Source organism: Nonomuraea recticatena, from assembly GCF_039533245.1.
Classification (GTDB): domain Bacteria; phylum Actinomycetota; class Actinomycetes; order Streptosporangiales; family Streptosporangiaceae; genus Nonomuraea; species Nonomuraea roseola.
The window spans coordinates 13,711-26,344 of record NZ_BAAATE010000013.1 but is presented as its reverse complement, the minus strand read 5'-3'; the positions used below and the strand labels follow the sequence as shown (position 1 = coordinate 26,344).

The window sequence follows — 12,634 nt, the reverse complement described above, 5'->3', positions numbered from 1 at the left end:
AGGTCGCCCACCGCCGAAATCAGACGCCTTCGCGCAGGTACAGGTCGCGCAGCAGGCCGATCTCGCCGCCGTGGTGCGCGACCTCCTTCAGAGCGTGCAGCGCGAGCTTCAGATACGTCTCATCGGCCCAACCGCCGGGGCCCAGGCCTATCGGCGCCAACAGGCGCTCGTCGCCGAGGGCTGCGATACGGGAGATGAAGTGCTCCCAGTCCTCGGCGAGCGCCTGGACGCCCTCTTTCGCGGAGCCCGGCCACTCGTGGCGGTCGCCGAACTCGGGAACGTCCTCGAAGAGGTGGATCACATAGCCGCGCAGGCAGAGGCTGCCGATGTGCCAGATGCGCCAGGCGATCGTCGTGACGGGGTCCGGCGACTCCGGACTCGATTCCGGAATCAGCGTGGCGACGCGGAAGACGCCGTCGTCGCCGGGGCGGATGCTGATGCAGTCGCTGACCGGCTCCCAGTGGTACTCGGCGTCGGTCAGATCCTTCAGGCGCTCGAACAGCCGGTATCGCACGTTTTCAAAGATCGCGAGAATGTCCCGCGTGGCGGGGTCGGGCGCGATCATGTCAGCCATGTCAACTCCAGGGCTCGGTGGTTTCGGGTCGGTCGGGATGATCAGGATCGACGGGTCGGCCGACTCGGTCACGTGCCGCCGCCTCGGCGTGTGTCTCCGGGTGCGAGCAGGCTGGTGAGTTCGGCGATGGCGTCCGGCGACGGCTTGGAGTAGCGGCGGACGTTCTCCGCCTTGCAGCACGAAATCCTCGCGGGCCTGGCCGCGGCGGCGGGCCTTGGACTGCGCGCCTTTAACCTTCACCAGCGCGCGGCGGCCAGCGAAGTCCATGTCCTCGATGTTCAGCGGCAGGATCTCCTTCGCCCGCGCCACGGTCTCGTACAGCATCCGGTAGAAGCACTTCTCCCGCAGGTGCACCTCGCGGCGGGCGAGGCGGATGTATCCGTCGGACTTCGAGGACTGCGCGGAGCCGGTGAGGTACACGCTGCTGGCGGCGTTGTGCTGGACGCGGCAGGCCGAACTGATCGAGGGGCTGGTCGGGCTGCTCGTCGACCTGATCCACCGGATCAACGCGCGAGCCGAGCGGAGGGTGGAGAGGGAACTGGTCGGCGAGTTGACGAAGGTGCGGGGCAAGCGCGGCATCTACGTCAACATGATCAAAGCCGCGATCGAGCGTCCCGACGACACGGTAACGGGAAGCGGTGTATCCGGCGGTGCCGGGCGGGGTGGGAACGCTGAAGTCGCTGGCGCGGGAGCTGATGGCCACCGAGCGGGCGGTCTCCGAGCGGATCCGCTACCAGCTGCGCGGCTCCTACTCCCACCACTACCGGCGGATGCTCGCGCCGATCCTGGCGGCGCTGGAGTTCAAATGCAACAACACCGCCTACCGGCCCGTGATGGACGCGATCGAGCTGCTGTCGCGGTACGCCGGGGTCGCTGCGACCGAGCGGTACTACGCCGAGACCGAGCGGGTCCCGATCGAGGGCGTGGTGCAGTGGGCATGGCGGGACGCCGTGGTGGACGCCGAGTCCAGGCGGGTCGAGCGGATCCCGTACGAGCTGTGCGTGCTGCCCGCGTCGGCGGGCGCCCACCGGCCTTGGACGTCCACGAGATGCCGTCAGGCGGGGTGGGGGCGTGGTGGCTGAGGTCGACATGCACGCCCAAGGTCTGCTCGCCGGCGCCCAGGTGCCCGTCCAGGTGGTAGCCGGTGACCAGGACGGCGGGCGAAGTGGTCGGATTCTGGCAGCAGGGGCGCGACGGTGCGTTCGGCCGGGACCGCATAGTCCAGCCGTGCGGTCAGGCCCGGCTGAAGTGAAGCGTGCATGATGAGCCCCTTCCTGGCGGCGGCGGGTCAGTCGCCGGTGGCGATGACACCGGCTTTTTCGATCATCAGGACGGCGCTGCGGACCGGGACGACGGGCCGGTGCAGCATTCCTGCCGGGACGGTGAAGGCCTGCCGGGGGCCCAGTTCGACCGTGTCCCGCCCCTCGACTTCGATGCGGAACAGTCCGTCGAGGACGAAGAAGAACTCATCCTGCTCCTCGTGCTGGTGCCAGTGGAACTCGCCCTGCATCACGCCCAGCCGGACCAGCACGTCCCCCACCTGGATGAGGGTCTGGTTGTACCAGGGATCGTCGGTTTGGTCGATCAACGCCTGGACGTCCATGGTCTCCAAGGTGGTGAACAGCGGCTGGTAGTGAATGGCGTAGTCGGCCTGCGACATGGCTTCCTCTCGGGCGGACGGTAATGGAAGCTCCAGGGCGAGGCTGGAGTCAGACGGCGGTGCTGATGGGGGCGATGCGAGGGGCGGCCAGGCGGAGGTAGTCGTCGGTGGTCAGGGCGATCGAGCGGTCCAGCCGAGCGGCGTTGAAGAACAGTTCTGGCACATGCAGCAGTGCCGGATCGGCGATTACCTCCAGCTTGGGGTGGTAGCTGAAGGGCAGCACGGTGCCGCTGACGCTGCCGGCCAGTTCCTCGGCCTTGCCGCGCGTGGCCAAGGCGGCATAGGTGCCCTCCAACAGGGCTTTGACCGCTTGCAGGTCCAGGTGGGTATCACCGGGCACCACGGCCAGCACGTACCGGGTCTGCTTCTTGCCGATCTTGACCATCACGATCAGGCACTTGGCGGCCTGCGCGACGTTGTGTCCACGCAGAGCACTGACCACCTCGGTGCGCCCCTCGGGCGGGTGGTCGATCAGACGGTAGTGCGCTCCGGCTGCTTCCAGGTCGGCGATCAACCGCTCGTAGAGCCCGACATCTCGGCTCTCGGGTGCGGCGGCACCCCCGCCCAACTCACCACTCACCGCTCAGCAACTCCTTCGCCTCGGAAATACGGTTCTCATCGCGTTGGTAGAACACCCACTGCTTGATCTTCTTGCCGCGCAACAGGCCCGCCTGCGCGAGCACTTTCAGATGCTCACCGCAGGTCGGCTGGCTCACCCCGAGCTTCTGGGCGATGAACAACGAGCAGACTCCGTCGTGCACCAGATCGCCATCGCGCTGCGGCGGAAAATGGCGTTCAGGGTCGCGCAGCCACTCCAAGATCAGCAAACGCTTGTCGCTGGCCAGCGCCTTCACAAGATCCACGTCCAACACAAAGTCATTATGGCAATTAGCTAACTACCTGTCTACCGTGCGGGCGCGGGCCAGCCAGCGACGCTGTGCGGCGATCTCAGGCTCGCTGAGGGCGCCGTCGTAGGCTGTGCGGGCGTCGACGCCGAGTGAGGTGTAGAAGGCGCTCTCCGGCTCCGATGCTCCTCAACCCCCTATCTCGCGGGTACCAGGGAGGGAGCGGAGCTACCGTCACGAGATGGGCAGCGACGTGGCGCACCGGGGCCTCGCCCAAGCCCTTCGCGCGTGCCGCGCCACCGTCGTCCTCTCCGGATACGGCAACCCGCTCTGCGACGAAGAGCTGTACCGCGGTATGACGGGCCACGCCGACGCGTTCGGCCGCTTCCGCTGACGGCGACATCGGCAGCGAGCTGCTCGGCCTGAGCACATGGGTTCTGGGGCTCGCCGACCTGGCGCTCCTCGGCACGGCACGGTCATGGGCGGCCTCCGCCTACTTCCGGGCATGCTCAACGACCCCGAGCCCGGCCCCCGATCCGGGCGGCGGCGGCTGTTGGCTGCCGCCGCGGGGGCGCGGGCGTCCTCGACCTGTCGAAGCGCGGCCACCGTAGAGGACCGCTGCCTGCCCCGGTGCGTGTTCAGCATTAGCTGTGGGAACTGCACTTCTCGCAAGTTACGCTACAATGCCATGACACAACGGATCACATTTTCTGTTTTTGATTTTCTAGAAAATCAAAAATGATAGACTCCCGGTGTGACAGCGGAGATGACGACCGTTACGCCGTGTGCGCACTGTGGGGCGCCGATCGAGCAGCGCAAGGGCAGGGGGCGGCCCCGGGCGTACTGCGCCGACACCGACTGCCAGGCGGCGGCCAAGCGGGAGCGGGAGTTGCGCAGGGCGACTCCCGGGCTCGAAGGATCGTTGGCCAGGGCCGAGCAGCTGTACGAGCGGATGGAGACCGGCCTCGCCGCCGCGATAGAACCGCTGGCCAGGGCGTTGACGCAGGAGCTCAGTCCCGCGGGGGTGGAGGCCAAGCTCAGCGCGGTCCAGGCGGAGGCGCACACGCGGGTCGCCATCGCTCGCACCGAGCGTGAACAGGCCTTCGAGCAGGTACGGCTGGCACGCGAAGCGGCCGAGCACGCACGCAAGCAGACCGTCGAGATGCGTCAGGTGGCTGAGGAGGCGCAGGCCGACAGGGACACCGCGCTGCGTGACGCGGAGACGGCACGCGAACAGGCGCTGGCGGCGTTGCGTGAGGCGGCCACCACCGAACGGGTGGCCAAGCAGGCCGCCGCCGAGGCCGAGCGCAGGGCAGGCGTGGCCGAACGGGCGCGTGACCAGGCAGTCAGAGAGCTGTCCGAGCGGGTGGAGGCGGCCGAGGCGCGGGTGGAGGAGGCCAGGGCGCAGGCCGTACAGGCTGAGGAAATGGGTCGTGCGCGGGCTGAGCAGGCGCGCGAGGAGGTCGAGCGGGCGGCGGCGGAGGCCGAGCAGGCCGTACGGCAGGCGAGGGAGGAGGCCGATCGGGCGGTCACGTCCGCGCTGGAGGAGCGGGACACGGCAAGAACGGCGGCGGCCCAGGCGGAGGAGGCCAGGGAGCGGGCCGAGCACGAGGCGGCGGCGGCGCAGGCGCGGGCCACGGCCGCGGAGGCGGAGCGGGACCGGGCGCTCGAGCGCGCCGAGGCGGCCGAGGCGCGCGCGGCGCAGGTCGGAGAGGCGGGCGCCAGGCTGGCGGCCGAGTCGGAGGCGCGGGTGGCGGCCGCCGAGCGGGAGCGGGAGCGGGCGGCGGCGCGGGTGCGTGAGCTTGAGGGGCTGGCGGCGGGGGAGTCGGCGCTGGTGGAGGAGCGCGACCGGCTGCGGATGGAGTCGCAGCTCGACCGGGCGCGGCTGGATGATCTTCGGGCGGAGCTGGAGGCGGTCAGGGCAGAGGCGGCGCAGTTGCGGGAGCGCGCGGTGAAAGCGGAGCTGCGGGCGGCTTCGAAGGGGGACTGACGCGGCGCGGCCGGTGGAGTTCGTTGCGGAGCAGCTCGACATCGACTCGGCGTGCGCGAAGGAGTACCTGACCCGCTCCAAGACCGCCTACGAGCACTCGTCGTGGGAGATCCGGGACCTGCTGGAGCTGTCGGAGTTCTCTAAACGCGAGCAGGACGTACGCGACTATCTTCGGGGTTGAGGAACCCAGGAACAGCCATTGGCGCTGAAAGTGATCTTGCTGTTCTAGGGCGAGCTGGGACTGATCATTTCTGGTAAGGAGCCGGACGCCTGGCATCTTTCTGGTGGTCACTGGGTGATAGGTGGCGTGTCTACCGTTGACGCCCGTGCTTGTAGGGTTTTTATCCGATGACCAGGTCAGGGCGTATACGGCGTTCGATGGGCTTGATCCGGTTTGACGGACATCTGAGATCAGGGGTTCGTCCCCGGAAGGATGTCCATCATGGAGAGCATGGGGAAGAAGAAGCGTCCTCGCCGTTCGTTCACGCCGGAGTCCAAGGCCGAGATCGTCGAGCTGTGCCAGCGCGGTGATCGCTCGATCGGTCAGGTGGCCAAGGATGTCGATCTGACCGAGACCGCGGTGCGTGACCGGGTCCGCCAGGCCGAGGTCGATAGCGGCCGACGGGACGGGCTGACCAGCAGCGAGCGGGAGGAGCTGGCGGCGCTGCGGCGGGAGAACCGCCGGCTGCGTGAGGACGTCGACATCCTCAAGCGAGCCACGGCTTTCTTCGCGAAGGAGACCCGGTGAGCGTTCACCCGTTCATCGAGGCGAAGAAGCAGGGCGGCCACAACGTCAAACGGGCGTGTGAGCTGCTGGGAGTCTCCCGTGCCGCCTTCTACGCGCGCCGCCAGGCCGTGCCCCGTCCTCGCGCGATGCGCGACAGGGAGCTGGGCGAGCGCATCACTCAAGTGCACCGCCACTCGCGTGGCACCTACGGCGCCCCTCGCATTCACGCGGTCTTGCGAGGCGAGGGTGAGCGGTGCGGGCGACGGCGGGTGGCCCGGTTGATGCGCGAGGCGGGGCTGCGAGGCCGTCATCGGCGCCGCCGCCTGGTGACCACGGTCTCCGATCCTGGTGCCGCAGCCCGGCCCGATCTGATCGGCCGGGACTTCGAGCCGGACGCGGCCGCGGTCGATACCCGCTGGTGCGGCGACATCACCTACATCCCGACCGATGAAGGCTGGTTGTATCTGGCGACCGTGATCGACATCGCTTCACGCCGGGTGGTCGGCTGGGCTACCGCCGACCATCTGCGCACTGAGCTGGTGGTCGAGGCGCTGCAGATGGCGTGCTCGCGTCGCCGTCCCGCCGGGTCGGTAATTTTCCATTCGGATCGTGGCTGTCAGTACACCAGCGCCGGCTACGCCCAGCTGGCCGAGCGGCTGGGCGTCCGTCTGTCAGTCGGTCGCACCGGTCAGTGCTGGGACAACGCTCTGGCCGAGTCGTTTTTCGCGACGTTGAAGGGTGAGCTGCCGGCCGGGCGTGCCTGGCCGAGCCGGGCTGCCGCTCGCAGCGGGATCTTTGAGTTCATCGAGAGCTGGTACAACCTGCATCGGCTCCACAGCAGCCTCGGCTACCGTAGTCCGGCCGCCTACGAGGCCGCCATCGCGGCTTGACCACCACACCAACGGTGTCCGTCAAAGCGGAACAACCTCACCCCTTCCTGCCGGAAATTCGGCCACATCGCAGCCAGATTCCGCGCGCGAAGGCGATGCGTCACGCCCTCTGGCATGGGGTAGCACAGGCTGATCTGGTCAGCGTCGACAAACGCCGTCTTGACGCCAGCACGACTCAGCTGCGCAAACACCTCCCAGCCAACCGTGGACTTCCCGACACCCGTAGGCCCCGACAGCCAGAGCAGAGGCAGAGAAACGTTGCTCATCCGGGCGACACTAGCGGGCCCCCGATGGAACGAGCGAGTGCATTTCGCCGCCATCAGGGGGCGGGTGAGGCTCCGAACAGGACACGCGGTTCCAGGTCCAGCCGGGTGGCGGGTGCCTGGTCGGGCGGGGGTGAGTTGGCGTGGCGAAATGAAGTCCCTCGCAGGACACCCGTGCCTGGCCGGCTGTTGCGCATGCTCCGCGACCACGACGCCGACAGCGCGCTCGCCGCGGCCGACCCGGCCGCGCGGTGATCCCCTGGTGTCCATGCCTCCCACCGCAGAGGAGATGGTGGTACTCATGTCGACGCCCGCACAGTGGATCGAGCGCTGGGTGTATGAGGTGGTGATGGTCACCAGCCTGCCCATCCCCAGAGAACTCCGCGACCCCGCATGCATGATCGGCCCGAAGGTCTGGGTGGTGCGCCGGATCCGCTGCGTGGCTCCCTGGCTGGTTCCCCGCCAACGCCCTCGCACCTGTTGCTGGCATCACCAGGTGGACTGGCGCCAGGCCGCCGCGATCGCGGTTCACCTCGTCCGCCAGGCCCACGTGACTGGCATCCCGGGTGAGGACATCGGGGACTTCGTCATGGATCGCGTCCATGACGAACACGAGGATCTCGATGACAGGGAACGGACCGCGATCGTCCTGCTCGTCGGCCTCGACGCCGGCATCCAGCTCAGTGAGCCCGACAGCGCGTGGCTCTACGGTGACGGGCAACACCGGGTAGCGGCCCAGCTTGATCAAGGGGTTCGCGAGACCATCGTGCAGCGGCTGGAGCTACTCGACCCCGTCACCGGACTGCCCATCACATAGCGGTACTGACACTTCTTGTCGCGAAGCGCTGTCACGATCCTGTCGTCCAACAGTGACCGGCATCTCCTCCCAACTGTTCTGGCTGTTCTGGACGATGCAGGACGGCAAGTCGCACTCCCATGCGCCGGCCGGACTACTTCGTCCGGCGGCGAGACGGTGCGGGGGTGGTCGTGGATTGCCGTCCTGTGAACCGGCGCTGGCCGCGCGATCTGGTGGCCTTCGCGGCGCCGCGTCAGGCATGCGAGATCATGGGTCTGTCCAGTGAGAGACAGAGCCGTTGTTTTTACAGTCCCTCCTCCCGACCTGTCTGATCACACTCTGCTACTGACACGTGTGTCGCGGCTCACTGACCTTCTCCTGTCGCTGCGCGCTATGACGGTTGCTAGGGAAGATCATCAGCTTTGGAATGCCGTAGCAGAAGGTTCGTCACGCCGTCGGACAGATCGGCGTCCTAAATTGAGAGCACTGCTCTTGATTTGTACGACTCGTTGAGAGAGCATTGCTCTCAGAAGAGAGCGGCAGTATCCACGAGAGGAGCCACCATGGGCAGGCACGTCATCGCAGGTGCAGGACAGGTCGGCAGGCACCTTGCCGAGCATCTGCTCACGCAAGGGCACGAGGTCGTCGTGATCACCAGGTCCGGCACGGCCCTCGCCGGGGTGGAGTCCGTCGCGGCCGACCTCAACGACCGCGAGCAGCTCATCCGGATCGTCAAAGGCGCCGACGCCCTGCACAACTGCGCAGGTCCCGCCTACACCCGCTGGGCCCAGGACTGGCCGCCCCTGGCCGCCGCGTTGCTCTCCGCCGCCGAGGCCACCGGCGCGGTGCTCGTCACCGCCGGCAACCTCTACGCCTACGGCCCCGTGAGCACGCCGATGACCGAGGATCTCCCCCTTAACCCCGCCGGCGTCAAGGCCCGTGTCCGTACCCAGATGTGGACCGACGCGCTGGCCGCGCATCAGGCGGGCCGCGCTCGCGTCACCGAGGTCCGCAGCTCCGACTACTTCGGTCCCGGCGCCAGCGACCAGACCCCGGTCGGCACCCGCTTCGTGCCTTCGCTGCTCGCCGGCAAGCGCACCTCCTTCCTCGGCGACGCCGACCAGCCCCACTCGTGGACCTACCTGCCCGACGTGGCCGCCGCAATGGCCATCGCCGCCACCGACGAGCGCGCCTGGGGCCGCGCCTGGCACACCCCGACCAACCCGGCGCTGACGGCCCGCGCGCTGGCCGGGCGGCTGTGCGAACTCGCCGGCGCATCGGCGCCACGCCTCAACCGCCCCCCGGCGCCGATCCTGCTCGCGCTCGAGCTGACCAACCCCGTCATCCGCGAGCTGAAAGAGACCCGCTACCAGTTCGACCGCCCCTTCGTCGTCGACTCCTCAGCGTTCGGGAACACCTTCGGCCTGACCGCCACCCCCCTGGACGTCGCACTCCAGGCCACCATCGCCGCCACCTGACGGTTGATCCCCCGGACGACCTCGGCAGGACAGCGTGGTGGGCGGGCTCGCTTCGGCTCGCCACAACGTGGATCAGCCCGTCGTCGCAGGCACGTCGAGTGGGGTGTCGTCGCCGTACAGCAGCAGCTCCTGGAGGTAGTCCTCATCGCCGAGGCGAGGGTGACGCCACCAGGGCGGCTCGGCGAACGGGTCCTGACGGTCGTCGACACCCGTGTCCTACCCCGAGCGCCGCTACGATTGCCAAGCTGCTCGGCGTCTCGGTCGGCACCCTCTACAACCACATCCCCGACCTTCAGCAACTACGCGCCTCCACTGCGGCCGCAGGTGTGCTGACGTCAGGACCCATCCGATGAGGTACGCCCCGATACTCTGCCTTCTCGAGAGCGATGCGCGCGAGCGGAAGGCGCCCCCATGCCACTGCCCCCCGCCGAGATCCGGCGACGTCTGGCCTACATCAGATACCTGCACAGTCTCGGAGTCGACCAGGCCCGCCTACCCGAGCCGCTCTCCTCCGCCAGCGTCCTGATGCTTCACGACGCGGCTGAGAGGTTGTTGCTGAACCCCGCAGCCGAGTAATTGATCTAGCTTCGCCGAAGCGTGAACGCAGTCTGCAGCCGCAGGAGGGGCAGGCCCCGCCATGCAGACGCGGGGCTGGTCGGCCGGTGGGTGCACTTCCAGGCGTGAGTTGCCATTCAGAATGATGATGTAGCGGCTCTCTGCGTACATGCGCGTTCGCCGCTGGTGTAGGTTGCAGGTGCTGGCGCTCCAGCCCCCGTACGCGGGGACTCTGGGCTGTCCCACCACGCGGGACGACACACCATCCCAGGGTAGTGGCGATGACGACGAGCGATTATCCCCCGTTCCATTGAGCTTGGCGCCAACGTGCGTCTGCGGACTCAACCAGGCGGGGCCAGGCGTGGACGGCCAGCCGCCGGACTGGGATGAGACATGCCGCACGACAACCGCGATCTCGGCCGCGAGGTCCGCGACCGTATCAAGCGGACGGGCGAGAAGTACCAGGAGGCCCTCACTGCTATTCGTGATGGCTGCCGCTTCATCTTCGCCGATGACGTGGAGCGATTCCTCGCAGGGGAGGGGCGGCGGGGCGTTCCGCACGAGGAGGCCGAGGACAAAGAGTTTTTGCTCGCTGGCCTGCGCAACTGGGTATCCGAGTGCTACACCTGCGGGGACCCTGGTGACGCCAGCGCCGAGGACATCACCATCCAACTCGTCGTCGCCAGCTACGACCCCGACCTCAGCCCAGCGACCAAGCTGCTCGAGCTTCGCCGCAACCACGCGCGCTGCGCACCGTCCCAGCTGCTCTGGGTGAACCAGAAAGACCTCTCGAGCGCGCCCGATCATACCACGATGTGTCTACGCGACCAGTCTCTGTTGGAAGGCACGTTCGCCGTCACTCCCCGGTCGGTCATGCTGCCGGCCGATCTCGGCCTCGACCCGCAAGTCGCCGAACCGGCCTTGCTGATCAACGTCGAGGTGGCCGAGGATCGCGGTCGTGGTGCGGCACCGTGGCTGTCGGAGCTGGAGCGGGTTTTCTGGCTCCCCGCCGGATTCAGCGAACGCTTCACGGAGGCAACCGTCAAACCTGGCTGGTCGGTGCGGCTCGTGCAGGGGTATCAGAGCAGTCTCGCTCCGAACTGGGTGGCCATACGGGTCGCCGAGTCGTCTAGGGAAGATGAGCCGCCCGGCCACCTGTATCTGGGAGCGCTCGACATCCCTGCGGCTTGGTCTGAAGCTCTGCCGGCAACGGGCACCCGCGGCAGGATCTTGGTGCTCGTCGGCCCTCGCGCCCTGAATCGTGAGGTTCCGCTCGTTTCGGCGGAGTTCGAACCGGGCCAACTCGGAGAACTGTTGGAAGATGGGGCGTTCTTAAGGGCCTACCTGCCCTTCATCCACGATCAGGTCGGCACCCAGGGGGCGCCGCTCCTGGGCGCCTCCGGTTACGTCCACGGGCCTGACGGGCCGAAACGGGGGTGAGCTTGACACCAGGTGCCGGTGTCGGTCCTGGTCGGCGTCGATGCCTCGGGAGAGGCCAACCGTCGCCCCACCTGGGGGGAGCCTGCCCTTCGCCGGCAGGTCAGTCGCTTGGTGCTGGACCTGGAAGGCACTCAACCCGCTGGAGCCAGCCCGAGGTTACTCTCGGCGGTCCACTGTTCAGGTGCGGTAGCGACGGGTGGCGGTGTCAGGGCTAACATCCAGAACTGCGGCGATCTCGTCCCAGGTGGCGCCTGCGGTCCGGTCGGCTGCGACAGCGGCGGCCAAGACGGCGCGGGCGTGAGCGAACAGGGGCAGCGCGGCGGCGGTGTAGCCGGCGATGGGGCCGGGTTTCCAGCCGGTCTGCCGGGTGGGCGGGGCTCGGCCGCGCGCAGGACGCTCTCGCAGGTGGCGGGATCGAAAGCTTCGCGTATCGACTGCGGCCGGGCGCCGATGTCGAGCAGACACAGCAGTGCGCGTGCGCAGGTGCAGTGCGGGTCGATCTCCAGCGCCTGATCGGCGGCTGCCCGCGCGAGGACGACCTGGTCTGCCATGGCGGCCTGGACGGCAAGGTTGAACACGGCCCCGGGGAGGTAGTCCGGCTGCAGTCTGCGGAGCTTTCCATCCAGAGCAGGGCGGCTAGGTCCTGGCCGTACCGGGCGGCGACGACGCCGGCGAGGTCGCGTACGGCGTGGCTGGTGAGCAGCACGCCCAGCCAGGCGAGCCGGTCAGCGTCGATCGGGAGGCCGCGCTGCAGCAGCTCTAGGCACTGGGTGACCTGGCTTCGGCCCTCCCGCAGCCAGTATCGGTCGTCCACCGTGGTGAGCATGCTGTGGGCCCGGCTCCAGGCGCGGGTTGTCGCCTGGCGGACGTCTTCGGGGTCCGGGCCGTTGGCGGCGGGGAGCTGGCAGACGACGGCGGCTGCGCGGAGTGCGCATTCGCTCTCGCTGAGGGGGTGCCCTTCGAACGGCCAGGCCTCGGGACGGGTGTAGGACCAGAAGCGACCGTCGTGGCGGCGCACGGCGTCACGGACCTTGACGTGCGCGGCTTCCAGGGCGGTGTGGACGCCGTCGACGACCGGTGTCACCGGCCAGCCCGTCCCGTAGCCGATCAGGATCACCTCCCGGGCGGCGCGCTCTCTCAGGGTGCGGACGCAGTGGGCGGCCAGGTCGGGGATGGACTCGGAGGTGTCGGGCAGCTCGTAGCGGATCAGGCCCTCCACTCGCTGACCGGTCAGGGCCATCACCACCAAGCTGTCGTCGGGGGAGCGGTCGAGCATGTGCGGCACGAGCGCGATGGCGTCGATGGTGTCGCCGATCACGACCGGGAAGGACTCGCTCGGGGAGGCGGGCGCCGGAAATTCGATCATGGTTTTCTCCAGAGATGACGAAGACCCGGGGCGACAGCTCCGGGTCGGAT

General features: G+C 68.3%; 15 protein-coding genes. 10 read left to right on the top strand and 5 right to left on the bottom strand.

Annotated elements, in window-relative coordinates; translation table 11 throughout:
* Window positions 1–19: 19 nt before the first annotated feature.
* Entirely contained in the window at window positions 20–1,153 is a 1,134-nt protein-coding gene (locus tag ABFX50_RS24370; RefSeq protein WP_346149650.1) for a DinB family protein, read from the bottom strand.
* Between the two features lie 59 nt (window positions 1,154–1,212).
* On the opposite strand from ABFX50_RS24370, the gene ABFX50_RS24365 reads away from it, so the two are divergent.
* On the top strand, window positions 1,213–1,656 hold the full coding sequence (locus ABFX50_RS24365) for a hypothetical protein (RefSeq protein ID WP_346149649.1): 444 nt from the start codon (window positions 1,213–1,215) through the stop codon (window positions 1,654–1,656).
* 206 nt (window positions 1,657–1,862) lie between these two features.
* On the opposite strand, the gene ABFX50_RS24360 is transcribed toward ABFX50_RS24365, so the two are convergent.
* The 3 genes from ABFX50_RS24360 to ABFX50_RS24350 are packed head-to-tail and all read right to left on the bottom strand — an operon-like array spanning window position 1,863 to window position 3,106.
* Window positions 1,863–2,234, bottom strand: coding sequence for a cupin domain-containing protein (locus ABFX50_RS24360; protein WP_346149648.1), 372 nt, complete (start codon window positions 2,232–2,234; stop codon window positions 1,863–1,865).
* Between the two features lie 49 nt (window positions 2,235–2,283).
* Window positions 2,284–2,814 (bottom strand): YbaK/EbsC family protein, encoded by a 531-nt coding sequence (locus ABFX50_RS24355; RefSeq protein WP_346149647.1) that lies wholly within the window; start codon window positions 2,812–2,814, stop codon window positions 2,284–2,286.
* Window positions 2,804–3,106 (bottom strand): ArsR/SmtB family transcription factor, encoded by a 303-nt coding sequence (locus tag ABFX50_RS24350; RefSeq protein WP_346149646.1) that lies wholly within the window; start codon window positions 3,104–3,106, stop codon window positions 2,804–2,806. Before ABFX50_RS24350 ends, ABFX50_RS24355 begins: the two co-directional genes overlap by 11 nt.
* 214 nt (window positions 3,107–3,320) lie before the next feature.
* Here ABFX50_RS24350 and ABFX50_RS24345 point away from each other — a divergent pair, with 214 nt between their 5' ends.
* The 9 genes from ABFX50_RS24345 (at window position 3,321) to ABFX50_RS24305 (ending at window position 11,218) form a co-directional block, all read left to right on the top strand.
* Entirely contained in the window at window positions 3,321–3,473 is a 153-nt protein-coding gene (locus ABFX50_RS24345) for a hypothetical protein (protein WP_346149645.1), read from the top strand.
* Between the two features lie 360 nt (window positions 3,474–3,833).
* Complete coding sequence (locus ABFX50_RS24340; RefSeq protein ID WP_346149644.1) at window positions 3,834–5,069, top strand: coiled-coil domain-containing protein; 1,236 nt, start codon at window positions 3,834–3,836, stop codon at window positions 5,067–5,069.
* A gap of 13 nt (window positions 5,070–5,082) precedes the next feature.
* A complete protein-coding gene (locus ABFX50_RS24335; protein WP_346149643.1) occupies window positions 5,083–5,250 on the top strand; it encodes a DUF4158 domain-containing protein in 168 nt (55 codons plus the stop codon).
* A gap of 270 nt (window positions 5,251–5,520) precedes the next feature.
* Window positions 5,521–5,817 (top strand): transposase, encoded by a 297-nt coding sequence (locus ABFX50_RS24330; protein WP_346149642.1) that lies wholly within the window; start codon window positions 5,521–5,523, stop codon window positions 5,815–5,817.
* On the top strand, window positions 5,814–6,686 hold the full coding sequence (locus tag ABFX50_RS24325; protein ID WP_346149641.1) for an IS3 family transposase: 873 nt from the start codon (window positions 5,814–5,816) through the stop codon (window positions 6,684–6,686). The genes ABFX50_RS24330 and ABFX50_RS24325 overlap by 4 nt, the downstream gene beginning before the upstream one ends.
* A 612-nt stretch (window positions 6,687–7,298) precedes the next feature.
* Window positions 7,299–7,766, top strand: coding sequence for a hypothetical protein (locus ABFX50_RS24320; RefSeq protein ID WP_346149640.1), 468 nt, complete (start codon window positions 7,299–7,301; stop codon window positions 7,764–7,766).
* A gap of 542 nt (window positions 7,767–8,308) precedes the next feature.
* Window positions 8,309–9,223, top strand: coding sequence for an NAD-dependent epimerase/dehydratase family protein (locus ABFX50_RS24315; RefSeq protein WP_346149639.1), 915 nt, complete (start codon window positions 8,309–8,311; stop codon window positions 9,221–9,223).
* Window positions 9,224–9,634: 411 nt separating this feature from the next.
* Entirely contained in the window at window positions 9,635–9,799 is a 165-nt protein-coding gene (locus ABFX50_RS24310; RefSeq protein WP_346149638.1) for a hypothetical protein, read from the top strand.
* Window positions 9,800–10,171: 372 nt separating this feature from the next.
* On the top strand, window positions 10,172–11,218 hold the full coding sequence (locus ABFX50_RS24305; protein WP_346149637.1) for a hypothetical protein: 1,047 nt from the start codon (window positions 10,172–10,174) through the stop codon (window positions 11,216–11,218).
* Between the two features lie 211 nt (window positions 11,219–11,429).
* Here the strand turns inward: ABFX50_RS24305 and ABFX50_RS24300 are convergent, their stop codons facing one another.
* Window positions 11,430–12,584, bottom strand: coding sequence for a DUF4192 domain-containing protein (locus ABFX50_RS24300; RefSeq protein WP_346149636.1), 1,155 nt, complete (start codon window positions 12,582–12,584; stop codon window positions 11,430–11,432).
* Window positions 12,585–12,634: the final 50 nt, after the last annotated feature.

What these genes read in the sequence shown, in the direction of transcription:
- ABFX50_RS24370 (WP_346149650.1), bottom strand. Translation starts at nt 1,153, where the DNA reads ATGCCGCGCTTGCCCCGCACCTTCGTCAACTCGCCGACCAGTTCCCTC.
- ABFX50_RS24360 (WP_346149648.1), bottom strand. Translation starts at nt 2,234, where the DNA reads ATGTCGCAGGCCGACTACGCCATTCACTACCAGCCGCTGTTCACCACC.
- ABFX50_RS24345 (WP_346149645.1), top strand. Translation starts at nt 3,321, where the DNA reads ATGGGCAGCGACGTGGCGCACCGGGGCCTCGCCCAAGCCCTTCGCGCG.
- ABFX50_RS24330 (WP_346149642.1), top strand. Translation starts at nt 5,521, where the DNA reads ATGGGGAAGAAGAAGCGTCCTCGCCGTTCGTTCACGCCGGAGTCCAAG.
- ABFX50_RS24320 (WP_346149640.1), top strand. Translation starts at nt 7,299, where the DNA reads ATGGTCACCAGCCTGCCCATCCCCAGAGAACTCCGCGACCCCGCATGC.
- ABFX50_RS24315 (WP_346149639.1), top strand. Translation starts at nt 8,309, where the DNA reads ATGGGCAGGCACGTCATCGCAGGTGCAGGACAGGTCGGCAGGCACCTT.
- ABFX50_RS24310 (WP_346149638.1), top strand. Translation starts at nt 9,635, where the DNA reads ATGCCACTGCCCCCCGCCGAGATCCGGCGACGTCTGGCCTACATCAGA.
- ABFX50_RS24305 (WP_346149637.1), top strand. Translation starts at nt 10,172, where the DNA reads ATGCCGCACGACAACCGCGATCTCGGCCGCGAGGTCCGCGACCGTATC.
- ABFX50_RS24300 (WP_346149636.1), bottom strand. Translation starts at nt 12,584, where the DNA reads ATGATCGAATTTCCGGCGCCCGCCTCCCCGAGCGAGTCCTTCCCGGTC.